The sequence below is a fragment of the Williamsia sp. genome, assembly GCF_036566845.1.
Lineage (GTDB): Bacteria > Actinomycetota > Actinomycetes > Mycobacteriales > Mycobacteriaceae > Williamsia.
On the sequence record NZ_DATCVM010000269.1, the window covers coordinates 1 to 25,154 of the forward strand.

Genomic DNA, 25,154 nt, shown 5'->3' on the forward strand with positions numbered 1-25,154 from the left:
CGAAGGTATCGGAGTCGGCGAGTACGGTGTAGACCTCCCACTTCTCCCCTGCCGGTCCGGTCACCCACACCTTGTCCTGGGTGGCGAAGCAACACGTCGAGTTGATCTCTTCCTCGGTGAACAGGCCTTCACCGCTGAGCCTGGCGATCTCCGAATGCACCGTGTCGCTGGACTCGACCTCTACCCCGAGGTGATTGATCGTCCCGCCCTGGCCAGGGTTCTCCAACAGCACCAGTTTCAGCGGCGGCTCAGCCACCGCGAAGTTCGCATACCCCGGCTTGCGTTTGGCCGGAACAACATTGAACAGTTTCGAATAGAACTCGATCGCCTGATCAAGATCATCGACATTGAGGGCCAACTGCATACGGGACATAACTACCTCCACCTGTGAGACATACATCAAACTACCTTCGCCACCCAGAATGCCACCTTTTCGACATATGTCAATACGATGGGTAGGATCGGCGGTGACACAAGGACCGGCAACAATCACGTACCGCTGCCAAACACGCACGCCGCCAACAAGTACGACAATTCAACCGCAGAATCCGGGCGGAACGGGAAAGGAATATCCCGCCGGCACCGTTCTAGATCTGGAGGGCGAATCCGCCGCTCACGCGAAGCGTTTCGCCGGTCACACAAGAGGAGCGCACGGAGACGAGGTACAGGAGCCCATAGCACAGGTTCACGGCCGGCCGAAGTGGATTGGTCGGTTCCAGCAAAAGAGATACGCCTGTGCGGTCGCAGCGGTCAGGACCGCGAACTCGGCACCCCCCCGCAACGATGTCAGCGAACGACGTCGTAGACCTGCTTGATGATTCCGTTGCCGTACGCTTCGTGGTCGACCAAGGTCAGTTTGGTGGTGTCCTTGTCGGCCTCGCTGAACAGGCGCTTACCCGCGCCGAGCAGCAATGGGAAGACCAGCAAGTGGTACCGGTCGACCAGACCGGCGTCGGCCAGGGACCGGCCGAGGGTCGCGCTGCCGTGCACTGCGATCGGGCCGCCCTCGGTGTTCTTGAGCGCAGCCACGTCGTCCGCCGACCTCAGGATCGTTGCGGGCCAGCGTGCGTCGTCTGTTTCCAGGGTCGTCGACACCACATACCGGGGCATCGCGTTGTATTCGGCGAAGTCATCCATCGTGGGCCACACCGGGGCAAACGCCTCGTAGGAGGTCCGGCCGAGGAGCAACGCCGTGGTCTCCTGCTGTTCGGTGCCCTTGATCTCGTAAGCCGCCGGATCGAACTCGACGTCCTTGAACGTCCAGCCGGAGTTGCGGTAACCGGGCTCCCCACCCGGTGCCTCCATGACTCCGTCGAGTGAGACGAAAGCAGTGACGATCAGGGTGCGCATAACGATTCTCCTCGTACGGTCGCCGCTTCGGCCCGATGCCGAAGTGGTCTTGTTCTCACGTCGAACGAACATCACCGATATCGACAACGAGTACCCAGGTAGATCATCGGACGATCAACCGGTGTGCGTTCCCAGTTCGGCGAACAGCGCCTCGTTGAAGCCGAACGCCCGCACCGCCTCGTCGAGGAGCCGGGTCACGGCGTGCTCATCGAGCGACAATCCGTCGATGGAGGCCGCGTAGGCGTCCTTGAAGCGCTTGAGCTTCTCGATGTCGAAGACGTAGAAGCTCAAGACATCGTCGGTGAGTCCGTAGTGCAGCTTCATCCGGCTGCGGAGGATCTGTCCGCCCGAGAGGTCACCCAGGTAGCGCGTGTAGTGATGCGCCAGGAACGTGACCGGATCTGCAGCGCTGGCCCGGATCGACTTCGCATACTCCGCGGTCGACGGCAGCAGTTCGACGCCGGACACCGCAACCCCGAGCGCCTCGAGGTCCGCCGACAGCCGCGGTAGTCGGCGGAGCCGCTCGTCCATGACCACGGCCGCGACCGGATCATCGACCAGCTGATCGCACACCGATTCCAGTGCCTCGTAGATGAAGTACTGCTGCGCCGCCATCGACCGATAGGCATCGGAGTCGAGCTCGCCCTCCATGAGGTGCCCGATGAACGCGGAACCTTCGGCACGCGTGTGAGCCGCCGCCGTCGCGGCCCGCAGTCGATCCATCGTCGTGCCCGTGGCAACAGGTGTGTCCGTCATCGTGTCGTCTCCAACCACCAGTGGGCGTCACACAGGTCCGCTATCCCCGCTGTGGGCTCACCCCAGTATTTAGGTTCCCCCAGTATTTAGGTTTCCCTCAGTCCGGTACAAGTGATACCACCAGACCGCGGTGATCTGCGTCCGCGATCTCGAAAGAGTTCAGTTCCACCGCGGTGAACCCACGCGAGATCACGTGGTCGATTCCGATCACCGGCGGATAGCTGCGGTCGGTCGGATAGGTCATCTTCCACCCGGCCCCCGACTGCTCGGTGGCGTCGGCGAATCCATCGGTCAGCAGGTCGCGGAACTGCTTGTGGTCCCACGTCGAGTTGAAGTCGCCACTGACGATCACCCGATCGGTCGCGGTGGCATGGGTGATCGCGCGCAGACGCTTCATCTCCTCCACCCAGCGCCACGGTTCGTACGGGTAAGGCGGAATCGGGTGCACCGCGAACACCGTTGTGTTCGCCGCACCGGGCAGGTCGACCTCGGCCCGGAGATTGTTGAGACCGAAGTCGTTCAGCTCGGCCATCTTCCGTAGCGGATAGCGGCTGAAGATGCCCGTCCCCACGCCACCGTCGCCGGGCACGACGAACTCGTAAGGCAGCAGACTCCGCAGGTCTGTCTTCTCGATCCGCTCGAGCGCTTGCGGAGTCAGTTCCTCGACCGTGAGCAGATGTGCCTTGGCTGCCCGCACCTGTCCGACGAGTTCGGCGACGTCGGCCTCACCGAGCCTGATGTTGGACTGGACAATCACGACGCGTTCGCCGGATGGGGCATCCGCGGCGATGAACAACGGCGCCTGTGTCCAGATGCCGACCCCGAGCAGGACCACGGTCAGTGCGGTGGTGAGCCAGCGACGGGTCACGGCGAGGATGATGATCGCCGGAACACCCGCCAGGAGCAGCCACGGTACGGCGCTGGCGAATGCCGTCGAGACACGACCCTTCCCGGGATAGAAGTGCAGCCAGATCGCCGCGATCACGGCGCCGAGCAGCGCCCAGCCCAGCAGTACGGCGAACAGGTAGGCGATCTTGAACACCGCGCCCCGTCCGGCGAGGCGTTCGGAAGTCCGTCTCACCCGCCGAAGACCTTCAGCACAACAGCTTTTGCTCGTCGCGTGACCCGTAGATAGTTGTCCAGGAACACCCCTGAGTCGACATCATGCCAACCAGCGGCAAAAGCGACCGCGCGCAACGCCTTACCTGGTCCGGGAAGCTGGTCCACCGCTTTTCCGCGGACCAACACCAGCGCATTGCGCGCTTTGGTCGCGGTCAGCCAGGCCTCCTTCAGCAGCCGGACATCGTCTTCGGCCAGCAGTTCGGCCGATCCGATCGCATCCAGACACTCGAGAGTCGATGTGTTGTGCAGCGACTGGAGCCGGTGTCCGTGCCGCAACTGCAACAGCTGAACCGTCCACTCGACGTCCGCCAATCCGCCGCGGCCCAACTTGGTGTGGGTCGCCGGGTCGGCACCGCGAGGTAGCCGCTCCGAATCGACGCGCGCCTTGATCCGGCGGATCTCTTTGACAGCCTCCGCCGAGACGCCGCCCGGTGGATAGCGGACACTGTCGGCCATGTGCAGGAAAGCGATACCGAGCTCGTTGTCGCCGGCCACCTGGTGCGCACGCAACAGGGCCTGGACCTCCCACGACTGCGCCCATTGCTCGTAGTAGGCCGCATAGGCGGCCAGCGTGCGGACGACCGGACCGTTGCGTCCCTCCGGACGCAGACCCGTGTCGACCTCGAGTGGCGGATCAGCACTGGGGGTCCCGAGCAGAGAACGCACCTTGTCGGCGATGGTGTTCGCCCAGCGCACGGCATCGGAGTCGTCGACGCCTTCTTCCGGTTCGCAGACGAACAGCACGTCGGCATCGGATCCGTAGCCGAGTTCCCCGCCACCGAGCCGGCCCATCCCGATCACCGCGATCCGGGCCGGTGCCGGCGAACCACGTTCGGCGACAGAGGCACTCACCACCACCTGCAATGCGGCGTTGAGCACACCGGCCCACACCAGCGACAGCGCCCGGCAGACCTCGGGGACATCGAGCATGCCGAGGAGGTCGGCGGACGCGATCCGGGCCAGCTCTCCGCGGCGATGGGAACGCGCCACCGAGATCGCCGACTTCAGATCGCGCTGACGGATGGCCGAGGCAACCATCCCGGCGACGACGTCTTCGGAGTCGACCTCGATCAGCTTGGGGCCCTTGACACCATCGGCGTACAGGCGGATCACATCGGGCGACCGCATCAGCAACTCCGCGGCGTACACCGAGGTCCCGAGCACGGTCATCAGCCGCTCGGCCACCACACCTTCGTCGCGGAGCAGCCGCAAGAACCAGTCCCGGTCGTCGGCCGCGTCGCACAGCCGCCGGTAGTTCAGCAGTCCGGCATCGGGATCCGGTGTGCGACTGAGCCATTCGAGCAGTGTCGGCAGGAGGAGCTCCTGGATCTGCCCCTTGCGGCCGGGCGCCGAGACCAGCGCCTTCAGATGTCCGAGCGCATTCTCCGGCTTGCTGTAGCCGAGGGCGCCGAGTCGCCGGATCGCCGAATCATCCGACAACCGCAGCTCGTCCTTCTCGAAGCGGGTGACGGCCTCGAGCAACGGACGATAGAAGAGCTTCTCGTGCAACTTGCGGACCCGATAGGACTGCCGGCGAATCTCCTCACGCAACGTTCCCCCGGCGTCGAGGTCACCGGCGGGACGGATGTGTGCCGCGCGGGCCAGCCACCGCATCGCCTCGCGGTCGTCGAACTCGGGCAACGTATGCGTCCGTTTGAGCCGCTGCAACTGCAGACAATGTTCGAGCAACCGCAGAAACTCGTAGGAGGCAATGAGATTGGCACCGTCGTCACGACCGACGTAGCCACCGTCTCGCAAGACGGTCAGCGCCTCGACGGTACTCTTGACGCGCAGCGACTCGTCGACGCGTCCGTGCACCATCTGCAACAGCTGGACGGCGAACTCCACATCGCGCAATCCCCCACGGCCGAGCTTGATCTCCCGCACCCGCAGGTCCTCGGGTAGCTGCTCCTCCACCCGGCGGCGCATCGCCTGCACGTCGATGACGAAGTCCTCGCGTTCGGACGCCTCCCAGACCATCGGGCTGACGGCGTCCACATACGCGCGCCCCAACTCCATGTCACCGGTCATCGGACGCGCCTTGAGCAACGCCTGGAACTCCCAGGTCTTCGCCCAGCGCCGGTAGTAGGTCAGATGCGATTCGAGTGTCCGCGTCAGCGCACCGGCCTTGCCTTCCGGACGTAACGCGGCGTCGACCTCGAAGAAGGCCAGCGAACCCACCCTCATCATCTCGCCGGCGATCCGGCTGGTCTCACCGTCGGCCGGCTCGCTCACGAATATGACGTCGACGTCGCTGACGTAGTTCAGTTCTCGGGCGCCACATTTGCCCATCGCGACAACGGCCAGCCGGGACGTCAGCGGTTTGTCGCCACAGGTGTCGGCGATGGCCACCGCAAGCGCCGCGGTCAGAGCCGCGTCCGCGAGATCGGCCAGGAACGCGCCGACCTCGCTGAATCGGATGACCGGTTCGTTCTCGACGGTCGGTGCCAGGTCCCGCGCCGCGAGCTGCACCAGCAGGTTGCGGTAGGCCAGGCGGAGCGCGATCACTGCCTTGGGACCGGTGAGCTCGGCGCGGAACACCAGGTTGCCGTCGTCGGACCCGGTGTCGCGACCGTTGTACCCCGGCTCGGCCCGGGCACCCACCGCGTCGAGCATGAGCGTCCTGATCTCGTCCGCATCCGGAAGCGGGTCACTGGTCAGCAACAGCCGCCAGCTGCCCGCCTCGGCAACGAGATGATCACCGAGCGCGGTGGACGAACCGAGGACTGCAAACAAGCGGCCGCGAAAACTTCGATCAGTGCGCAGGAGCCGATCGATCTCGGGCCACTCCGGCCCGACGGCACTGCGCAGGCGCACCAACGCGCGCAATGCGATATCGGCACTCGGTGCGCGCGACAACGACCACAACAGGTCGATGGTTTCTTCGCCACCCCAACCGAGTGTGGCCAGGTCCGCGGGAGCTGTCGACTCGAGCAGTCCGAGCCGTCCGACACTGGGAACTCGAGATCTCGACGCAGGTGGTGTCACAGATGTAAACGGTACTGGTCGCCGTGACGGTCACACCATCAGCCCGCCCGACGGCGCAGGCCAGACGCTAGAGCGCCAGATAATTCTGCAGTTCAAACGGCGTGACCTGACTGCGGTAGTCGGTCCACTCGGCCCACTTGTTCCGCAGGAAGTACTCGAAGACGTGCTCTCCGACGGCCTCTGCGACGAGTTCGGACTTCTCCATCTTCGTCAGGGCCTCGGCCAATGAACCAGGCAACTCCTTGTAGCCCATGGCGCGACGCTCGGCCGGAGTCAACGAGAACACGTCGTCCTCGGCGTGATCCGGCAGCTCGTAGCCTTCCTTGATGCCCTTGAGCCCGGCCGCCAGCAGAACCGCGAACGTCAGGTACGGGTTGCAGGCCGAGTCGGGGCTGCGTACCTCGATCCGACGCGACGATGCCTTGTTCGGGGTGTAGAGCGGCAACCGGATGAGTGCGGAGCGGTTGGCCGCGCCCCAACTCGCCGCGGTCGGAGCTTCACCGCCGTGGATGAGGCGCTTGTAGCTGTTGACCCACTGGTTGGTGATGGCGCTGAGCTCGTCGGCGTGATGCAGGATGCCGGCGATGAACTGCTTACCGGTCTGCGAGAGCTGCATCGGGTCGTCTGGATTGTGGAAGGCGTTGGTATCGCCTTCGAAGAGGCTCATGTGCGTGTGCATCGCCGAACCGGCGTGCTGCGAGAACGGTTTCGGCATGAACGTGGCCCACACGTTCTCGGAGATCGCGACCTCCTTGACGACGTAACGGAAGGTCATCACGTTGTCGGCCATCGACAGCGCGTCCGCGTACCGCAGGTCGATCTCCTGCTGACCGGGCGCGCCCTCGTGATGCGAGAACTCGACCGAGATGCCCATCGACTCGAGCGCGTCGATCGCGTGACGGCGGAAGTTGGGGGCCGAATCATGCACGGCCTGATCGAAGTAGCCGCCGTTGTCCGCGGGAACCGGGACCGATCCGTCGAGCAATGGCGGGTTCTTCAGCAGGAAGAACTCGATCTCGGGATGGACGTAGCAACTGAAGCCCTGATCGGCCGCCTTGTTCAGCTGGCGCCGCAGGACATGCCGCGAATCAGCCCAGGACGGTTCGCCGTCGGGCATGACGATGTCGCAGAACATCCGCGCCGAGTGATGACGGCCGGCGCTGGTGGTCCACGGCAGGATCTGGAAGGTGGACGGATCGGGCTTGGCGATGGTGTCGGCTTCCGACACCCGCGAGAAGCCCTCGATCGCCGAGCCGTCGAAGCCGATGCCCTCGGCGAAAGCACCTTCGAGCTCGGCGGGCGCAATGGCAACCGACTTCAGGTACCCCAGCACGTCGGTGAACCAGAGGCGAACAAAGCGAATGTCGCGCTCTTCGAGTGTTCGGAGCACGAATTCTTTTTGGCGATCCATGACAAATGAGCCTAGAAGTGCCCTGTTAAATGCGTGTTACGGATGCGCTTCATCCAGAATACCCTGGGGATTTCGCGCCACTTTCTCAGCATCTGAGTCCCTCATCCGGCAATGTGAGATCAACCAAATACGCGATGACCGCATCGTCGACGCAATCCTTGCCCTCCAGAGACGCTGTGTGCTGGTCGCCCTCGAAGGTGATGAGCCTGGCATTCAACGACTTCGCAAGCGTGACACCGGCTTCGTAGGGCGTGGCCGGGTCGTTTGTGGTGGATACGACCACCGTCGTCGGGAGGCCCTCCACGTCGAGCTCGTGCGGTGCGCTGGTGGGCGGAACCGGCCAGAACGCGCATGCGTCGCGGACCCCGACGCCCGTGCCCCGGCCGTCGTCCGAGAACGGGGCCGCCCGGCGCCCTTCGGTGTCGAGTCGGTCGAGGGTCGCCTGATCGGTGATCGGCGGATCGTCGACGCACCGCACCGCGGTGAACACATCGGCCATGTTCGCGTAGTGGCCGTCGCTGTCGCGTCCCTCGTACATGTCGGCGAGTCGGAGCAGCGTGTCACCGTTTCCGCGGGTCAGCTGAACCAGCCCCTCGCGCAGTGGATCCCACAGGCCATCGGAGTAGAGGCCCTGGACGACTCCGGTGATCGCGTCCTCGTAGCTCAGGGTCCGCCCGAGTCCCGTCGGCGCCGGCGAGTCGATCAGCGGCCGCGCGAGTTCCTGGAAACGGGTTGTCGCCTGTACCGGGTCGTCCCCCAGCGGGCACCCGCCACCGGCTGCGCAATCCGCGGCGAACGCGTCGAAGGCGGACTGGAATCCGGCCATCTGTTTGACGGTGTCCTCCACCGGATCCGCCGCCGGATCGACGGCGCCGTCGTTGACCATCGCCCTCACCCTGGTCGGGAACTCCTCGGCATACGCCGCCCCGATCCGGGTGCCATAGGAGTACCCGAGATAGTTGAGCTCGTCGTCGCCGAGCACCGCCCGCAGCACGTCGAGATCCTTGACCACATCGGCGGTCCCCACGTGGGCGAGAAACTCCGAACCCATCTCCTGCTCACACTTGCCTGCGGTGTCCTTGGCTTCCTGTTCTTGTTCGGCGATGCCCTCCGGGGTCATGTCGGCCAGGGTCACCGCCCGCTGCTCATCGCGTTCGGCGTCTGTGAGACAACGGATTTGCGGGGTCGACCTACCGATACCGCGGGGGTCGAAGCCGATCAGATCGAATCGGTCGCCGAGCTCGAGTGCGGAGAGATCCGCCCCGCGCCCCGCCATGTACTCCACGCCCGATCCGCCCGGCCCCCCGGGATTCATCAGCAACGAACCGATCTTGTCGCCGCTCGCCCGCACCCGCAGCAGGGCGAGCCGGGCCGACTCACCGTCGGGGTTGTCGTAGTCGACGGGAACCGTGACGGTCGTACAGTCCGTGCGGTCCGCGGGATATCCGTACGCCTCCTGGTCGGCGTAGTCGTCGCACGATTCCCAGTGGAGTTGCTGGCCGTAGAAACGGTCGAGCGACGGCGTGGGCGCAACACTCGAACCGGAGGTCGCGGACTGGGCGGAACCATCGGGATCCGTACTGCACCCGGCCACAGCCACAACTGCCACCGCGATGGCGGTCATACCGCGCAGGATTCGCGGGCCGCCGCGGCTTCGCCTCTTCACCAGGCACATCGTGCCACGGGGCGGCTCCACACCGGACGACCTATCGGCCGGCCTCCGCGCCGAAGGGGTGCCGCAGCTGTGACAAATTGCACACCACCAGGCGTTTCCCTGGTCGACCCGCAGTGCCACACTGGTGGGGTCATCCACCCACCCGGGTACCTGCGGATGCAGGACTCGAGGCACGAAAGAGACAATGATGTCCGAAACCTCGGTATATGGCGCTGCGCCCTCGGAAACTTCCGCCGCAGCTGATCCTTCTTCTCCCCGTCGCCGCGCAACCCGCGTGCACCACCTCGCCCAGATGAAATCTGAAGGCGAGAAATGGTCGATGCTCACCGCCTACGACTACTCCAGCGCGCGCATCTTCGACGACGCACAGATCCCCGTCCTGCTCGTCGGCGACTCGGCGGCAAACGTGGTGTACGGCTACGACACCACCATCCCGGTCAGCATCGACGAACTGCTCCCGCTGGTCCGCGGTGTCGTGAAGGGTGCCCCACACGCGCTGGTCGTGGCCGACCTCCCCTTCGGCAGTTACGAGGCCGGCTCGCAGCAGGCCCTCGAATCGTCCATCCGTTTCTTCAAGGAGGGCGGCGCGCACGCCGTGAAGCTCGAGGGCGGTGAACGCGTCGCCGATCAGATCGCGACGCTGACCGCGGCCGGCATCCCGGTCATGGCCCACATCGGCTTCACTCCGCAGAGCGTCAACGGACTCGGCGGATTCCGCGTCCAGGGCCGTGGCGATGGCGCCGATCAGCTCATCGCCGACGCGATCGCCGTCCAGGAGGCCGGCGCATTCGCCGTCGTGATGGAGATGGTCCCCGCCGACCTCGCCGGACAGATCACCCGCAAGCTCACCATCCCGACCATCGGTATCGGCGCCGGCCACGAGACCGACGCCCAGGTCCTCGTGTGGCAGGACATGGCCGGTTTCACACACGGCAAGACCGCCAAGTTCGTCAAGCGCTATGCCGATGTCGGTGGCGAATTGCGCCGTGCAGCAGAGCAGTACGCAGACGAGGTCCGGCGCGGCCAGTTCCCCGGCCCCGAGCACTCCTACTGACCCTCCCAGGGGCCGATGTCGCCGCCCAAGCTGTCCCGACCCGCATAGGGTGGAGTCATGCGCGACTTCTACCCTCGGATCGAGCCCTACGCCACGGGACATCTCGATGTCGGTGACGGACAACAGATCTACTGGGAACAGAGCGGTAACCGCGAGGGCAAGCCGGCGATCTTCGTCCACGGCGGTCCGGGTGGTGGCACGGCCCCGCTCCAGCGGCAGTTCTTCAACCCGGACGCCTACCGCATCATCCTGTTCGACCAGCGGGGCTGCGGACAGTCCACCCCGCACATCGCGGACGGCGCCGACCTGTCGGTCAACACCACCGAACACCTGATCGCCGACATGGAGTTGCTGCGCGAGCAGTTCGGGATCGAGCAGTGGCAGGTGTTCGGTGGTTCCTGGGGTTCCACACTGGGGCTGGCCTACGCGCAGCGTCATCCGGAGCGGGTCACCGAGCTGGTTCTGCGTGGCATCTTCCTGCTCCGCCGCAGCGAGATCGACTGGTACTACAACGGCGGCGCGGCGAACATCTATCCGGATCGGTGGGAGGGCTACCTCGAGCCCATCCCCGAGTCGGAACGCGACGGGGATCTGGTGGCGGCGTATCACCGTCTGCTGACGGGCGACGACCACGAGCAGGCGGTCCGGGCCGCGCTTGCGTGGACCACGTGGGAACAGACCACCAGCCACCTGCTCCCGAAACCCGACGACGACAAGGTCGACGACCCGGCACGGTTCGCCCTCGCGTTCGCCGGCATCGAGAACCACTACTTCATGAACGGTGGATTCCTCGACGACGGCCAGCTCCTCGACAACGCCCACCTGATCGCCGACATCCCCGGCGTCATCGTGCAGGGCCGGTACGACGTGGTGTGCCCCGCCCGCAGCGCGTGGGATCTGCATCGGGCCTGGCCGGCCGGGCAGCTACACATCGTTGCCGATGCCGGGCATGCGTCATTCGAACCCGGCATCCGGCATCATCTGATCGAGGCAACCGACCGTTTTGCCGGAGTCGGCGAGTCATGTGAAAGGGACCACCAGCGATGAGCGCCACGGAGACCACAGCCACGGAGACCACCGAAGTCGAGCTCAAATACGACCTCGACGACCACACATCAGTCCCCGATTTGACGGTGCTGAAAGCGGTGCACTCGGTGTCGGGTCCGGTGATCGAACATCTCGACGCGACCTATTACGACACCGATGCACTCGATCTGGCCGGCAACAAGATCACACTGCGACGGCGTGAGGGCGGCCACGACGAGGGCTGGCACCTCAAGCGGCCACCGATCGGCGAGGGCATCGGCCGCCGAGAGATGCACGTGCCGTTGGAGCACGCCGCTGACCCGTTCTCCGAAGTTGTTGTCCCGTCCGACCTCACCGACCATGTGCAGGTCCACGTCCGAGGGCGGCGACTGTCCCCGATCGCGACCATCTCCACGGTTCGCCGCATCACCGAATTGCACGATTCGGACGGGCAGGTGCTCGCCGTGCTGTGCGAGGACACCGTGTCCACCCAATCGCTGTTGTCCCACGGTCACGCGCAGTCGTGGAACGAGTGGGAGCTGGAACTGGTGACCGGCGACGTGAAGCTGCTCGAAGCCGCCGACGAGCTGTTGCGGTCGCAGGGCGCCCGCACTGCGACGAGCGCGTCAAAGCTCGCCCGGGCGATCGGTCCCACACCCACCTCCGCCGACGCGGGCAGCGGGGTCTCACGCGGCGGCAAGAAATCGTCGGGCAAGAAGCTCTCGGCACTCGAGCTCGTGATCGCCGAACTCGCCGCTCACCGTGACCATCTCGTCGCGCAGGACCCGCTGGTCCGGATCAGCGCTCCGGATTCGGTGCACCAGATGCGGGTGGCAACCCGGCGCGCCCGCAGCGTCCTGAGGTCGTTCCCCGAGGTGCTGCACGGCGACGTGATCGGCCATCTCGAAGGCGAATTGAAGTATCTGGCAGGCATTCTCGGCGACGCGCGCGACGCCGAGGTACAGCTCGAGCGGAACCGAGGTCTGCTCTCGGCCGAATCCGCGCCGCCGACCATCGTCACCGCGCTGATCGACGACCAGATCAAGACCTGTGAGTCGACCGTCGAATTCGTGCTCGAGTACCTGAAATCGGCTCGATACTTCGAGTTGCTCAACGAGCTGGACCGGACCGTCGCCGAACCGCAACCCGGCCCCGACGCCGATCTGACGGCGACCAAGGCCCTCGACCAGGCCGTGGCCCGCAGCGCCGAGCGGGTCCGCAAGGCGCAACGCAAACTCAAGACCCTGGCGGTTGAATCCCCGGAGTGGATCGAGCAGTTGCACACCATCCGCAAGCGGGCAAAACAGTTGCGGTACACCACCGACTCCGCTGACCGGCTCGGTACCAAGAAGCACAAGAAGATCGCCAAGCAGGCCAAACAAGAGCAGGCGGCGCTCGGCGATTTCCACGACGCCGAGGTGAGCCGGGAGCATCTGGCCCAGCTGGCGTCGGGCTCGGGCATCTCCACGGCGGATGCATTTGTCTACGGACGCCTCGACGCCCGCGAACAATTTGCCGCGGCCACCGCGATGCGCGCGTACCGAAAGGCTAAGTCTCTGCTGTGAACAAGAGTTTCGGCGCCTGCGCGTCGGCGGCGGTGAGGGTCACCTGCACCTGATGACCCTCGGGTGGATCGCCGGTGCAGGTGGCGAACACCGCCGGATCGGCGATGAAGATCTGCGCGGGCCGCTTGCCGCGGGCAGCGTGCAGCACGGTCGCAGTGAAAGTCTCACCGACCCGGTCGGCGAGCAGGATCGCCTCGGCCATGTCCAGGCTCGCCCGATCAGCTTTGCTCGCAACCGAACTCGAGCTCTTCATCACCTCCGGCAAAGTGGGCAACGCGTCGCACACCCAGTCGGGCACCGGCCGTCCCGCGGTCAGCGACAGGCAGGTCTCGGTGGCAAAGCGGTCCGCCAGCCGCCGGAGCGGCGCGGTGACGTGGGCGTAGACGCCGGCGATCCCACCATGGGTGGTCACCGCATCGTCCGGGATCGCACCCAACATCGGGAGGTAGTCGCTCCCCCGCAGCAAGGTGGTCGCATCCGACATCACCGCGAGGGTGAGGGGCGACTGCGGATCCAGGCCGGCCAGGAACGCGCCCGGCGAAACATTCTGCGGCCAGGGAACATTCAGTGCGTTCGCGGCGGCCCGGAACACCTCCACCGCATCGTCGGTGGCAGAGGGCAAGGTGCGCAGCAACCCGACCTTGTTGTCCAGCATCATCTGCCCGGCGCACATGCCCGTCAGCAACGACACCTGCGAGTTCCACATGTCGGCCCTGGTTCGCGGTTGCACCACCAACTGCCAGGCACCGTTGCCGTCGCGCATCACATCCTGTTCGGGCAGTCCCAGTTCCACTGCGCCCCGTTCGATCGCGAGCCGCTGCCGCAGCTCTCCGAAATCCGGGAGCGCCTCGATGGACGGATGCAGTCGTCCCGCGTCGGCATCGGCCTGCACCGCTTCGTAGTCCAGCCGGGCCACCGACCGCACCAGCGCCCGGCGAACGTCCACCGACGTCGGATGGCCCGCGGCGTCGACCGCGATCCGCCACAGCACCGCCGGGCGGATCTGATCAGGGAGCAACGAGCCGCTGTCCTCCGACAGCGCCCGCGGATGCAGCGGGACGTTACCGTCCGGGAAGTAGATGGTCTGACCCCGACGACGGGTCTCGAGGTCGAGGGGTCCGCCGGGCCGCACCAGCGCGGCGACATCGGCGATCGCGTAGTGCACCACGAAGCCCTCGCCGTCCCGGGCGATGTGGACGGCTTGGTCGAGGTCCACGGAACCGGGCGGATCGATGGTCACCAGCGGCAGGTCGGTCCGGTCGTCGCGATGGGCGGCGCAACGATCCGCGGCGACCTCCGCTTCGGCCGCGGCAGCGGCCCCGAAATCTTCCGACAAACCCAGGTCGGTGCGGATGGCACCAAAATCTATGTCTGCGGCGCGAAGTATCCGTTGCACCGCACCAACACTAGCGGGCGGCGGGCTCGGCGCCGGAGAATCGGCGCCTGCAGGCGGGGCGAACGAGCCGGCCTGTAAGCCGGATCCTGTACCGACCAGAAGGTCGGCAGCGGCCATCCATCTGGGCACACCGTCGCCGGGTACCTCGAGCGGTCCACCCGCAGGCTCGGGCGAGCAGCCCTCGAACACCTGCGCAGCCGCACCAGTTGCCTGGTGCGACCTTCGACCTTGCTCCGGGTGGGGTTTACCGAGCCATCACGGTCACCCGTGATGCTGGTGCGCTCTTACCGCACCGTTTCACCCTCACCGGCTTGCGCCGGCGGTCTGTTTTCTGTGGCACTGTCCCGCGAGTCACCTCGGGTTGCTGTTGGCAACCACCCTGCTCTGTGGAGTCCGGACTTTCCTCGATCACGGGCGCACCGCACAAGCGATTGTCCCCGCGACCGCAGCCGCCCAGCCGGCTCGTTCGCATCATCACTGTACGTTCTCCGGTCCCGGATCCATGCATTGCTGCCCGATGCCGGATCGGGTGCCCGGTGCCGGATTGGTGCGTGGTCCGGGATATGCCGCAACATTGCGACGTGGATGTTGTCGCGGTGGTTCTGATGGTGGCCGCACTGGGACTGGCCGTCTGGCGACCGCGAGGCCTGTCAGAGGCCGCGGTCGCGGTCCCCGCGGCGGTTGCGGCTGTTGTCCTCGGAGTGGTCGAACCCGACCGCGCATGGGACGAGCTGCGAGAGTTGTCGTCGACCGTGCTGTTCCTGGCGGCGCTGCTGGTGATCTCCTTCGCCTGTTCCGCCCTCGGCGTCTTCGACTGGGTGGCCCGGCTGATCGCCCACCGGGCGGCGTCGCCCGGTGGCGCAGGTCACCCGACCGGGCACCGGTTGTTCGGCCTGGTGTTCGCCGCAGCAGCGATCACCACTGCCGCACTCAGCCTCGATGCCACCGTCCTGCTGCTGACCCCGGTGTTGTTGTCGATGACGTCGGCGCTGCGGGTGCCGGCCCGTCCGCACAGTTACGCGACCGTAACGCTTGCCAATTCGGCGTCGACACTGATGCCTGTCTCCAACCTCACCAATCTCCTCGCCTTTGCCGCGACCGGCCTGGGTTTTGTCGAGTTCACCGCCTTGATGGCGCTGCCCTGGCTGGTGACGCTCATCGTCGAGTTCGGATTGTTCTGCTGGTACTTTCGTACCGATCTGGCGGTGGCACCGGGCCCCGACGTTCTCGACGAACCCGGCCCGGCGCCGCGCGCCCCGCTCATCGTCCTCGCCGCGACGCTGGCCGCGTTCGGCGTGAGTTCCCTCGTCGGTATCGAGCCGGTGTGGTGTGCGGTGGCCGGCGCGGTCGCGATGGCGTCCCTGGCGTGGCGAGGCCGGACGTGCGGCGTCCGAGCCCTCGCCATGTCGGCGCAACCCGGTTTCCTGCTGTTCGTGTGCGCACTGGGTGTGCTGGTGGCCGGCATCTCCGATGGTGCGATCGGAGGTCGGCTCGCCGATCTGCTGCCCGACGGGACCGGGCTGCTCGATCTGCTCATCGTCGCCGGCGTCGCGGCCATCGCCGCGAACGTGATCAACAACATCCCGGCCACCCTGCTGATGCTCGCGGCACTGGGCGGCGGCGCACCGGCCGCTCTGATCCTGGCGATGCTGCTCGGGGTCAACATCGGCCCGAGCCTGACCTACCTGGGATCGCTGGCAAACCTGTTGTGGCGCAATCTCGTCAGCAAGCAGGGCCACCCGGTCAAGGTCGCCGAGTTCACCGCGGTGGGTCTGGTGACCGTTCCGCTGACCCTGGTGTCCTCCGTGGTCGCACTGTGGCTCGTCACGTAGCCGACTCCTCCTCCCCCGCGATCAGGTCTTCCCGGACCGAGCGCAGCGCCGCGATCAGGTCGTTGACGATCTCCGACTGACCGGAGGGCGCCCGGACCACCGCCGACACCGGAACCCGCAGTGCGCGTTCGGTATCCCGGGTGAAGGCGATCCCCGCCAGCGGTGTGCGTTCGTAAAGCACCGTCCACTCCTCGGGGTGGTTGAGCAATTCCATGGTCGCGGTGTGGTCCACCGGCAGCGGCGGGGCCTGACGTGGGCGGTCGAGCCCGTGGCGGTCGAATGCGTCGCGGATCACGTTGTGCAACAACACCTGATCACGTGCAGACGGCAGCAGCAGCGGATACTCGCCCAGTTCGGCCAGTCCCACTTCCGCAGCGCCGGCCAGCGGATGCCGCTGCGACATCGCCACCACCAGGTCGTCGACCCAGAGGGGTTCGATCGCCAGCCCCGGCCGTTCCAGGCCACCACGGATCAGTGCGAGGTCGACGTCGCCGCCCAGTACCGCGTCGATCCGCTGATCGAAGCTCTTGATGATGAACTCGATCTCGACGTCGAGATGTTCGGTGCGCAGCTTGGCGATGGCGGCCAGGGACTGCTGAGCAAATGACATGTTGGCTGCCATACGTACCCGCCCACCCGGTGTGCGCGCGGTCGCCGTGATCATCGATTCCAGCCGGATCATCTGCTGAGCCAGTGGCAGCACCTGCGCGCCGAGGTCTGTCAGACGCACGGTCCGGGTCGATCTGGCGATCAGCTTCGAGCCCAGCTCGTGCTCGAGCCGGGCCACCTGGTGACTGATCGCCGATTGCGAGATGAAGCAGCGAGCCGCGGCCCGACTGAAGCTCAGCTCTTCGGCGACGGCCACGAAGTACGTCAACTGGCGAAGTTCCATGCGACCAGCTTATATGAGCGATCCAGATAAGTTCTATCTTCAGAATGGGTTTGATCTTGGCCTGAAGTGGGATTATATCTTTAGTTAATTGCGATATACATGAAAAGCAGTTGTCACCAAGAGATAAAAGGATCATGAACACCATGCCCACACCGCACAGCGTTCCCACACACCTCGAGGCCGACGTGGCCATCGTGGGTTCGGGATTCGGTGGACTCACGGCCGCCCAGCGGCTGGCCAAGACCGGACTGCGCGTCGTGTTGATATCCAGCACTCCCGAACATCTCTTCCAGCCGCTGCTCTACCAGGTCGCGACGGGCGTTCTGTCCAGCGAAGAGATCGCACCCGACATCGCGAACATCCTGAAGAAGCACAAGAACGTCGAGGTCCGGCTCGGCACGGTGTCCGACGTCGATCCCGACGCCGGGGTCTTGCACTTCCGTAACGACACCGGCACCGAGACCGTGCGATTCCGCTATCTGATCGCCGCCACCGGCGCGACGCAGTCGTACTTCGGGCGCAACGAGTTCGCGCAGTACTCCTATGCACTCAAGACGATCGACGACGCAACCCGGCTGCGGACCCAGATCCGCCAGAACTTCGAGGCGGCCGCGCAGACCACCGACGACGACCTTCGTCGCCGACTGCTGAGCTTTGTGATCGTCGGAGCCGGACCCACCGGTGTCGAGGTCGCCGGCCAGATCCGGGAACTGGCAACCCGCTACTACAAGCGGGACGACGTCTCGGTCTACCTCGTCGAGGGCGCCGGCGACGCACTGCCCGTCTACGGCGGTTCGCTGTCGGCCTACGCCAGGAAGTCGCTCGAGGCGGGCGGTGTGGAGCTCCTGCTCAATTCGCTTGTCACCGACATGGATTCCGACGGTGTCACCGTCAAGATCGGCGCGGGCGCGGCCATCCGAAAGATCGCGGCCGACACCATCATCTGGTCGGCGGGCGTGCAGGCCAGCGGTTTCACCGCCATCCTGGCAGAGGCGACCGGCGCGGACACCGATCGTGCGGGACGGATTCTCATCAACAACGACCTCACCGTGGGCGGCTACGCCAATGTGTACGCGATCGGCGACATGACCTCACTGAACGGTTACCCGGGCCAGAGCCCGGTCGCCATGCAGGAGGCCCGTCACGCGGCCGACGTCATCAGCCGAAAGAAGCTGCCGGGCACCGCGTTCACGTACCGCGACAAGGGCAGCATGTCTGTCATCAGTCGTTTCAGCGCGGTGGTTGCCGTCAACGAGAAGATCCGCTTCCGTGGAATGTTCGCGTGGATCACGTGGCTGGCGGTCCACCTGTTCTATCTGATCGGTTTCCGAAACCGCTTCGCCGCCATCGCATCGTGGCTCTACGCGTTCATCGGGAGCAACCGGCCGGGATTCGAACAGGCCGACCGCGACGCGGTCCTCCCCGAGGAACAATCGCGCGCGAGCTGATCACGGGCCGCAGGGTCCCGCTCACATCGAGCGGGCCCTTCAGCCCGTTCACCGGGCCCTTGAACCCCCTGACCGGGACCCCAAACCCGTTGACCGGGACCTTCTTTCGAACGAGTGGGCTTGTTGTCCCGACCGTTCAGGACACAGCGGCACGCTCGACGGACGCAAGGGCACGCTCGACGGACGGAAGGGCACGGTCGGCGGGTCAGATCTCGCCCAGGTGGTTTGTGTCGTTGACCAGCCGTACCGATGCGCCGCCGTCGGGATAGAACTCGGCAATGCTGAGCGACGCCAGGTCGAGGTGCAACCGGTAGAGAATCGACGATCCCGCACCGAGTGCCGCTCGCAGGAGCACCTTGATGGGCGTCACGTGAGACACCACCAGTACTTCACCGGCGCCGTACTGGTCGACGATCTCCGCTTGCGCCTTCAGGATTCGCTTGGTGGCGGTGTCAAAACTCTCGCCCCCTGGCGGAGCGATACCGGTGTCGCCGATCCACGCCTTGTGTTGTTCGGGATCTCGCTGTGCGGCCTCGGTGAACGTCAGCCCTTCCCAGTCACCGAAGTCGGTTTCGATCAGACCATCGTGCACGACAACCGACACACCCAGCGCCGACGCAGCCGCCTCCGCCGTGTCGCGGGCCCGGCCCAGCGGTGATGAGATCACCGCCGAGATCCCCGGCGCGCCCGATGCGGTGCGGGCGCGGGCCGACAATCGCTTGGCCGCGCGGGCCGCCTGATCCCGTCCCAGTTCGGTCAGCTCCGGATTGCCGCGCCCCGAGTACCGTCGTTCGATCGACAACGGTGTCTGTCCGTGTCGCAGCAACAACATCCGGGTCGGGGCACCCTGCGCACCATTCCAGCCCGGTGCGCTGACCGGCTTGGCGGCTGGTTCCGCCACTGGTTCGGCGGCCGCCGCCACCGGTTCCCCGGAGGCCGCCGCGTCCATGGCCTCATTGGCCAGCCGGTCCGCATGGGAGTTCTGATTCCGCGGGATCCAGGTGTAATCGACGCGGGAGAAGCCGGATGCGATCGACTTCGCCTGTGCCGCCAGCGGAATCATGTCCGGATGCTTGATCTTCCAGCGCCCCGACATCTGCTCGACCACGAGCTTCGAATCCATCCGGACGGACACCTCGTCGGCGCCGACCTCCTCTGCCGCTGACAGCCCGGCGATCAGACCGCGGTACTCGGCGACGTTGTTGGTCGCGATCCCCAGCGCCTCTTTGCGTTCCGCCAGAACCGACGACCGGTCGGCGTCGAACACCACGGCGCCATAACCGGCCGGTCCGGGGTTACCCCGGCTGCCGCCATCGGCCTCGACGATCACCTTCACGAAGAAGCCAATCCCGATTCGTGGGTGCGCACCAGGATGGCGCCGCATTCATCACAGCGGATCACGTCGTCCGTCGGGGTGGCGTTGATCCGGCTGAGCAGACCACGGTCGAGTTCCATCCGGCAGGCACCACAGCGCGCGGCCCGGAGCAATCCGGCACCGACGCGGCCGGCCTTGACCTGCCTGTCGTAGATGGCCATCAGGTCGGCGTTGACGTTGGCCATGATCGCCGCGCGCTTCTCACGGACGGCGGCCTCGTCCTGAGCGAGCTTCTCCAACGCCGCATCGCGTCGAGTGGCCACCTCGTCGATCTGGCGCTGGGTGTGGTTGGTCATGGCGGAGGCCCGCTGTTCATCGGCGTCGACGGCCTCCTGCTGTTCCATCACGTCGAGCAATTCGTCTTCGAGCAGTCCGCGACGGCGGATCAGCCCGGTGACCTCGTGCTCCAATTCGCTCAGCTGCTTGGAAGGCAGTGTGCCCGCGGCCAACTGCTGGTTGTCCTTCTCCTCACGCATCGACATCGACGTGATCTCGTTGTCGAGCCGCCGTGCCTCCCGCTGCAGGTCCTCGGCGGCGATCTGGGCGCGCACGGCCTCGTCCCGCTGCGTGCTCAGCTGTTCTTCGAGCTGGACCAGTTCGGCGAGTTCGGGCAACGTGGACCGCCGGTGTTCGATTCGATGCAACTCCGCATCGACATCGGCAATGTCCAACATCAATCGCTGGTCGGCCGGATCTGCTTTCACCAGTGTTCCTTCATTCCTCTACTAATGTCCGGTCCCGCGGGCCAGATCAACAAGCCGTTCGGCGCCCGCAGGCGCCGGTGATGACATTTTTGCAACCGTACGCGGTACTGCACGTCAGTGGCCGCTCCGGTGAATTGTCCACGGATCTGTCGGCTGGGAGAACACCGCGGTGACCAGCCCGGGTACGGCGCCGGCCAGCAGGTCCGCGGCCTGCCGGCACCACGGGAACTCCGTGCTCCAGTGGCCGGCGTCGATCAGGGCCGGACCGCCACCGCGCAGGTGCTCGTCCACCGGGTGATGCCGCAGGTCTCCGGTGACGTAGACGTCGGCACCCACCGATCGCGCGGTGGCCAGCATCGAATCACCGGCGCCGCCGCAGACCGCAACGGTCCTGATGGTCATCTCCGGCTCACCGGCCGCCCGGATCCCCACGGCCGAGGCGGGCAGCGCGCGGGCCACCCGCGTCGTGAACTCCGCCAGAGTCATCGGTTCGGGGAGTTCCCCGACTCGCCCCAACCCCTCGTCCCCACGTGCGGGCGCCAACTCGATCAGATCGAAGGCCGGCTCTTCATAGGGATGCGCGGTCCGCAGGGCCGTCAGGACCCGTGAGCGGACCCGGCGGTGAGCGACCATCTCGACGCGATCCTCCGCGACCCGGCTCACTTCTCCGCGTCGCCCGATCGCAGGTTCGGCGGCGGTCCCCGGCAGGAACTGGCCGATGCCGGACGTGCTCCAGCAGCAGTGGCTGTATTCACCGATCTCACCGGCACCCGCGTCGAACATCGCCTCACGGACGGCGGCCGCATCGTCGGCCGGAACGAACACCGACCACTTGTCCATCGCTTGGGCGGGTTTGGGGTCGAGCGGTCGAGTGTCGGTGAGTCCCAGCAACGCACCCAACGCGTCGGAAACACCGGGGTTCGCCGAGTCGGCGTTGGTGTGCGCCGTGTAGAGCGCGCATCCGCCCTTGATCAGGCGATGGACCAGGCGTCCCTTCGGGGTGTGGGTGCCGACGGTGTCGACACCACGCAACAGCAACGGGTGATGGGCGACAACAAGATCCACACCGGATTCCAGAGCCTGCTCGACAACGGCATCGGTCACGTCGACACAGCACAGCACCGAGGTGACGCCGTCGTCCGGATCACCGCAGACCAGGCCCACCGAGTCCCAGCTCTCCGCCAGCCGGATCGGATATGCGCGCTCGATGATCGCGATCACCTCGGCCAATGTCGTCATCTCAACACCTTTCCGAATGCGTCGACCAATCCGTCGACGGTCTGGGGGTCCCGGACCGCAAGCCGCAGGTGGTCCGCGTCCATTCCGACGAAGTTGGCGCAACTGCGCACCGCATATCCATGCGCCCGCAGCGCCGCCTTGACGGCGGTTCCGTCGGCCACCGAGATCGTCACAAACGACGCCGATGGCTGCCCGACCACCACGATGCCCGCGGCGGTGAGCGCGTTGATCATCCAATCCCGTTGCTCGACAACCGACATCGCCTCGGCACGGGCATACTCGGCGGCCACCTCACCCGCGCAGAGTTCGAGTGCGGCGAGCTGCAACGTGCCCAACGGCCAGTGTGGACGCCGACGACCGAGGCGCGCGAGAAGCTCAGGGGAACCGAGGATGTACCCGGCTCGCAGACCAGCCAGCGCAAAGGTCTTGGTGATGCTGCGCAGCACCAGAATGTCGTCGGCGCGGACGGCGGCCAGGCTCTCCGGCTCCCCCGGCACCACGTCGGCAAACGCCTCATCGACGACGATCACGCGACCGGGGCGACGCAGCGCCTCGATGGTCTGCCGCGGGTGTAGCACCGACGTCGGGTTGGTGGGATTGCCGAGGACCACAAGATCCGCGTCCTCGGGCACCAGTTCCGGAACCAGCGTCCAGGGCGGCGGCAAGACCACCTGATCGATGGCGATCCCGGCGGCTCGCAGGGCCCGCTCCGGTTCGGTGAACGACGGCTGGATGAGCGCGGCCCGGCGGGGCGCCAACTCGGGCAACAACGCAAAACCCTCGGCCGCTCCGGCCAGCACCATCACCTCGGACGGATCCCGGTCGTGGCGCCGCGCAATCGCCTCCACCGCACGCTGCTGATCTCCGGCGCCGGGATAGGCGGCCAGGTCGCCGAGTCGTCGCGCGAGCGCGTCGAGAACAAAGGCCGGGGTGCCGCCGCGGACATTGACCGCAAAATCGATCAACCCGGGTTCGGCGTCGGCGTCGCCGTGACGGCCCAAGTCGGTCAACACCGGTTCGGCCGGCACGGGGTCTCGTATCTCCGATTTCACAGTTGTCGAGCCTACGGGCAGGATGGACCCGTGAGTTCGATCAACAGACCAGACCTTCCCGACCCCGCCGATCCCGCGACCATTCTCCTGTTCGACCTCGACGGAACGATCACCGATTCGTTCGACGGCATCGAGAAGAGCTTCCGGCATGCACTCGCCGCGGTCGGAGCTCCCGAGCCCGATCCGGCGCTGGTCGCCGGGCTGGCCGGTCCACCGATGATCGACAGCCTGCGCGGGTTGAGCCTCGATAATGCGGACGTCGAGACGGCGATGAGTGCGTACCGGGAGCGCTACGTCGACCTCGGCTGGCTGGAGAACTCGGTCTTCGACGGCATGGCCGAACTGCTGGCAGACCTGACCAGCGCCGGTCGTCCGATGGCGGTTGCGACGTCGAAGAGCCAGACCACCGCTCGCCGGATCCTCGAGCACTTCGGCCTCGACTCGCATTTCCGGTACATAGCCGGTGCCTCCGACGACGGCAGCCGGCGCAGCAAGTCCGATGTGATCGCCCACGCCCTGGACTCGCTGGGGATCACCGATGTCTCCGACCACCCTGTGGTGATGATCGGCGACCGGTCCCACGACGTGCACGGTTCGGCACAGTTCGGGATTCCGGCGATCTTTGTCGACTGGGGTTATGCGGTCGGCGACGAGGGTGCCGACGCGGCCTGGACCGCGGACTCCGTGGCGCGATTGCGAGAATTGATCCATGGCTGAGCCCCTGCACGTCACGTTTGTCTGCACCGGAAACATCTGCCGGTCGCCGATGGGCCAGAACATCTTTCGGCACGCGCTCACCGAAGCCGGTCTCGACGGCAGCGTTCGGGTGACCAGCGCGGGCACCGGCGGCTGGCACATCGGCGATCCCGCCGACACCCGCGCCCGCACCGCACTGACGTCCGCCGGTTACGACGACGAGCACATCGCCGCAAAGGTCGGGCCCGAACATCTCGATGCCGATCTGCTGATCGCGATGGACACCGGTCACGAGGCCGCTCTCCGCAAGCTGGGTGCCGGTGACCGGACCCGGTTGCTGCGCAGCTTCGATCCCGATGCGGACGGCAGCGACGTCGCCGATCCGTACTTCGGATCCGACGACGGCTTCGTCGAGGTACGCACCCAGATCGAGGCCGCGATGCCCCAACTCCTCGACTGGGTGCGCAGCCGCATCTGACGTCAGACGGTGACCGGACCTCAGGTGACGGTTCTTCTCAGGTGAGGGCGGGCGAGATCAGCCCGTGGATGAACCTCATCTTCTCCAGCACCTTTTCCGGCAGCACAAACGGATACAGGTCCTGATGTCCCATCGACCTGTTGATCTGGTTCAGTGCCCACGTCAGCGGTAGCCACAGATCGATGATCTGATCGAACCCGACATCTCCGACGAGCACGCTGTCGAGCGTCGCGCCCGACGGTGCCATCGCAAAGGCCGCCGCGGTGTCGAGGGTGTCGCGGATGTGGAGATAGTGGGCGAAGGTCTCTGCCCAGTCCTCGGCCGGATGCATCGTCGCATAGGACGAGACGTAGTCCTCCTTCCAGTCGTCGGGCGGACCCTCGCTGTAGTGACGGTCCAGTGCCGCCTGATAGTCGTCATCGGGGTTGCCGAACAGTTGCTCGAACCGCGGACGCGACTCCCCGGTGCCGACCAGCACCATTTGGTAGTAGTGCCCGATCTCGTGCCGGAAGTGGCCGATCAGCGTCCGGTACGGCTCGTCCATCGACACCCGCAACTGTTCGCGGTGGACGTCGTCACCCTCGGCCAGGTCCAGGGTGACCACACCGTCGGCATGGCCGGTGATCACCGACTCCTTCGCGCTGGAGAGCAGATCGAAGGCCAGTCCGGTCTGCGGATCGACGTCGCGGCCCTCGATCGGCAGACCCAGTTCGCTCAGCTCCAGGATCACCCGGCGCTTGTCGGTTTCTGCGGCCCCGAACACCGCGATTGCTTCGCTGTCCTCATCGGCCGGACGGGTCCGGGTCAGGCGGCACGATTCACACAGCGTCGACGGGTTCGGTTCACCGTCCGGTGTCGTCGCGCCGGCTTCCACCGGCGAGACCAGCCAGTTGCACGAGATCAGCCCGAAGTTCGCGCACCGCACCAGGACGTCGCCGTCGGTTTCGGTGCTTCCGGTCTCGTCGAGTGTGAACATCGTGCGGGATGGCAGATGAAAACCGAGCGGGCTCTTGCAGCTCAGGCACAGCGTGTTCTCGAAGGACAATTTCTGACCACATTTGCGACAGACCAGGTCTCGCATACGAGCCTCTCCGC

The 25,154-nt window shown here is 65.9% G+C and carries 21 protein-coding genes and 1 other RNA gene; 7 read left to right on the forward strand and 15 right to left on the reverse strand.

What is annotated here, in order from left to right; all coding sequences use genetic code 11:
• The 7 genes from VIQ49_RS25545 to VIQ49_RS25575 all read right to left on the reverse strand — a co-directional run.
• The coding region (locus VIQ49_RS25545) for an ArsI/CadI family heavy metal resistance metalloenzyme (RefSeq protein ID WP_331889382.1) at positions 1-373 on the reverse strand (373 nt) is incomplete at its 3' end.
• 413 nt (positions 374-786) lie between these two features.
• Positions 787-1,350, reverse strand: a complete 564-nt coding sequence (locus VIQ49_RS25550; RefSeq protein WP_331889383.1) for a dihydrofolate reductase family protein — start codon at positions 1,348-1,350, stop codon at positions 787-789.
• 114 nt (positions 1,351-1,464) lie between these two features.
• Positions 1,465-2,106 (reverse strand): biliverdin-producing heme oxygenase, encoded by a 642-nt coding sequence (locus VIQ49_RS25555; protein WP_331889384.1) that lies wholly within the window; start codon positions 2,104-2,106, stop codon positions 1,465-1,467.
• A gap of 97 nt (positions 2,107-2,203) precedes the next feature.
• Positions 2,204-3,187, reverse strand: coding sequence for an endonuclease/exonuclease/phosphatase family protein (locus VIQ49_RS25560; protein WP_331889385.1), 984 nt, complete (start codon positions 3,185-3,187; stop codon positions 2,204-2,206).
• Positions 3,184-6,216 carry a bifunctional [glutamine synthetase] adenylyltransferase/[glutamine synthetase]-adenylyl-L-tyrosine phosphorylase gene (locus VIQ49_RS25565; protein ID WP_331889386.1) on the reverse strand — a complete coding sequence of 1,011 codons (3,033 nt, stop codon included), beginning with the start codon at positions 6,214-6,216 and terminating at the stop codon, positions 3,184-3,186. The genes VIQ49_RS25560 and VIQ49_RS25565 overlap by 4 nt, the downstream gene beginning before the upstream one ends.
• A gap of 67 nt (positions 6,217-6,283) precedes the next feature.
• The gene (locus tag VIQ49_RS25570; RefSeq protein ID WP_331889387.1) at positions 6,284-7,627 is read right to left on the reverse strand and encodes a glutamine synthetase family protein; all 1,344 of its coding nucleotides are present in this window, start codon (positions 7,625-7,627) and stop codon (positions 6,284-6,286) included.
• An 85-nt stretch (positions 7,628-7,712) separates the two neighbouring features.
• Positions 7,713-9,251 carry an alpha/beta hydrolase gene (locus VIQ49_RS25575; RefSeq protein ID WP_331889446.1) on the reverse strand — a complete coding sequence of 513 codons (1,539 nt, stop codon included), beginning with the start codon at positions 9,249-9,251 and terminating at the stop codon, positions 7,713-7,715.
• Positions 9,252-9,489: 238 nt separating this feature from the next.
• On the opposite strand from VIQ49_RS25575, the gene panB reads away from it, so the two are divergent.
• From panB to VIQ49_RS25590, 3 genes are read left to right on the forward strand one after another with little or no spacing between them, the layout of a single operon-like run.
• Positions 9,490-10,356, forward strand: a complete 867-nt coding sequence (gene panB, locus VIQ49_RS25580) for a 3-methyl-2-oxobutanoate hydroxymethyltransferase (RefSeq protein ID WP_331889388.1) — start codon at positions 9,490-9,492, stop codon at positions 10,354-10,356.
• A 57-nt stretch (positions 10,357-10,413) separates the two neighbouring features.
• Positions 10,414-11,403, forward strand: coding sequence for a prolyl aminopeptidase (gene pip, locus VIQ49_RS25585; RefSeq protein WP_331889390.1), 990 nt, complete (start codon positions 10,414-10,416; stop codon positions 11,401-11,403).
• Positions 11,400-12,947, forward strand: a complete 1,548-nt coding sequence (locus tag VIQ49_RS25590; RefSeq protein WP_331889392.1) for a CYTH and CHAD domain-containing protein — start codon at positions 11,400-11,402, stop codon at positions 12,945-12,947. The genes pip and VIQ49_RS25590 overlap by 4 nt, the downstream gene beginning before the upstream one ends.
• On the opposite strand, the gene VIQ49_RS25595 is transcribed toward VIQ49_RS25590, so the two are convergent.
• Together VIQ49_RS25595 and rnpB are read right to left on the reverse strand one after the other, a co-directional pair.
• Complete coding sequence (locus VIQ49_RS25595; RefSeq protein ID WP_331889394.1) at positions 12,931-14,343, reverse strand: RNB domain-containing ribonuclease; 1,413 nt, start codon at positions 14,341-14,343, stop codon at positions 12,931-12,933. The genes VIQ49_RS25590 and VIQ49_RS25595 overlap by 17 nt on opposite strands.
• Positions 14,344-14,402: 59 nt before the next feature.
• Positions 14,403-14,808: RNase P RNA component class A (gene rnpB / locus VIQ49_RS25600), an RNA gene on the reverse strand.
• Between the two features lie 116 nt (positions 14,809-14,924).
• On the opposite strand from rnpB, the gene VIQ49_RS25605 reads away from it, so the two are divergent.
• Positions 14,925-16,175 (forward strand): SLC13 family permease, encoded by a 1,251-nt coding sequence (locus VIQ49_RS25605; RefSeq protein WP_331889396.1) that lies wholly within the window; start codon positions 14,925-14,927, stop codon positions 16,173-16,175.
• Here the strand turns inward: VIQ49_RS25605 and VIQ49_RS25610 are convergent.
• On the reverse strand, positions 16,168-17,067 hold the full coding sequence (locus tag VIQ49_RS25610) for a LysR family transcriptional regulator (RefSeq protein ID WP_331889398.1): 900 nt from the start codon (positions 17,065-17,067) through the stop codon (positions 16,168-16,170). The genes VIQ49_RS25605 and VIQ49_RS25610 overlap by 8 nt on opposite strands.
• 134 nt (positions 17,068-17,201) lie before the next feature.
• Between VIQ49_RS25610 and VIQ49_RS25615 the strand changes: the two genes are divergently transcribed.
• Entirely contained in the window at positions 17,202-18,515 is a 1,314-nt protein-coding gene (locus VIQ49_RS25615; protein WP_331889400.1) for an NAD(P)/FAD-dependent oxidoreductase, read from the forward strand.
• Between the two features lie 205 nt (positions 18,516-18,720).
• On the opposite strand, the gene VIQ49_RS25620 is transcribed toward VIQ49_RS25615, so the two are convergent.
• From VIQ49_RS25620 to cobC, 4 genes are all read right to left on the reverse strand, one after another.
• The gene (locus VIQ49_RS25620; RefSeq protein ID WP_331889402.1) at positions 18,721-19,851 is read right to left on the reverse strand and encodes a bifunctional RNase H/acid phosphatase; all 1,131 of its coding nucleotides are present in this window, start codon (positions 19,849-19,851) and stop codon (positions 18,721-18,723) included.
• Complete coding sequence (locus VIQ49_RS25625) at positions 19,848-20,594, reverse strand: zinc ribbon domain-containing protein (protein ID WP_331889404.1); 747 nt, start codon at positions 20,592-20,594, stop codon at positions 19,848-19,850. Before VIQ49_RS25625 ends, VIQ49_RS25620 begins: the two co-directional genes overlap by 4 nt.
• A gap of 114 nt (positions 20,595-20,708) precedes the next feature.
• Positions 20,709-21,833 carry a Nif3-like dinuclear metal center hexameric protein gene (locus VIQ49_RS25630; RefSeq protein WP_331889406.1) on the reverse strand — a complete coding sequence of 375 codons (1,125 nt, stop codon included), beginning with the start codon at positions 21,831-21,833 and terminating at the stop codon, positions 20,709-20,711.
• Positions 21,830-22,861, reverse strand: a complete 1,032-nt coding sequence (cobC, locus tag VIQ49_RS25635; protein ID WP_331889408.1) for an Rv2231c family pyridoxal phosphate-dependent protein CobC — start codon at positions 22,859-22,861, stop codon at positions 21,830-21,832. The genes VIQ49_RS25630 and cobC overlap by 4 nt, the downstream gene beginning before the upstream one ends.
• 54 nt (positions 22,862-22,915) lie before the next feature.
• On the opposite strand from cobC, the gene VIQ49_RS25640 reads away from it, so the two are divergent.
• A complete protein-coding gene (locus VIQ49_RS25640) occupies positions 22,916-23,602 on the forward strand; it encodes an HAD-IA family hydrolase (protein WP_331889410.1) in 687 nt (228 codons plus the stop codon).
• Complete coding sequence (locus VIQ49_RS25645; protein WP_331889412.1) at positions 23,595-24,059, forward strand: low molecular weight protein-tyrosine-phosphatase; 465 nt, start codon at positions 23,595-23,597, stop codon at positions 24,057-24,059. Before VIQ49_RS25640 ends, VIQ49_RS25645 begins: the two co-directional genes overlap by 8 nt.
• Positions 24,060-24,096: 37 nt before the next feature.
• On the opposite strand, the gene VIQ49_RS25650 is transcribed toward VIQ49_RS25645, so the two are convergent.
• Entirely contained in the window at positions 24,097-25,140 is a 1,044-nt protein-coding gene (locus tag VIQ49_RS25650) for a zinc-binding metallopeptidase family protein (RefSeq protein WP_331889414.1), read from the reverse strand.
• Positions 25,141-25,154 lie beyond the last annotated feature (14 nt).

Excerpts from the sequence above, each read along its gene's own strand:
- VIQ49_RS25550 (WP_331889383.1), bottom strand. The coding sequence starts at position 1,350 with ATGCGCACCCTGATCGTCACTGCTTTCGTCTCACTCGACGGAGTCATG.
- VIQ49_RS25555 (WP_331889384.1), bottom strand. The coding sequence starts at position 2,106 with ATGACGGACACACCTGTTGCCACGGGCACGACGATGGATCGACTGCGG.
- VIQ49_RS25570 (WP_331889387.1), bottom strand. The coding sequence starts at position 7,627 with ATGGATCGCCAAAAAGAATTCGTGCTCCGAACACTCGAAGAGCGCGAC.
- VIQ49_RS25575 (WP_331889446.1), bottom strand. The coding sequence starts at position 9,251 with ATGACCGCCATCGCGGTGGCAGTTGTGGCTGTGGCCGGGTGCAGTACG.
- panB (WP_331889388.1), top strand. The coding sequence starts at position 9,490 with ATGTCCGAAACCTCGGTATATGGCGCTGCGCCCTCGGAAACTTCCGCC.
- pip (WP_331889390.1), top strand. The coding sequence starts at position 10,414 with ATGCGCGACTTCTACCCTCGGATCGAGCCCTACGCCACGGGACATCTC.
- VIQ49_RS25590 (WP_331889392.1), top strand. The coding sequence starts at position 11,400 with ATGAGCGCCACGGAGACCACAGCCACGGAGACCACCGAAGTCGAGCTC.
- VIQ49_RS25610 (WP_331889398.1), bottom strand. The coding sequence starts at position 17,067 with ATGGAACTTCGCCAGTTGACGTACTTCGTGGCCGTCGCCGAAGAGCTG.
- VIQ49_RS25615 (WP_331889400.1), top strand. The coding sequence starts at position 17,202 with ATGAACACCATGCCCACACCGCACAGCGTTCCCACACACCTCGAGGCC.
- VIQ49_RS25630 (WP_331889406.1), bottom strand. The coding sequence starts at position 21,833 with ATGACGACATTGGCCGAGGTGATCGCGATCATCGAGCGCGCATATCCG.
- VIQ49_RS25645 (WP_331889412.1), top strand. The coding sequence starts at position 23,595 with ATGGCTGAGCCCCTGCACGTCACGTTTGTCTGCACCGGAAACATCTGC.
- VIQ49_RS25650 (WP_331889414.1), bottom strand. The coding sequence starts at position 25,140 with ATGCGAGACCTGGTCTGTCGCAAATGTGGTCAGAAATTGTCCTTCGAG.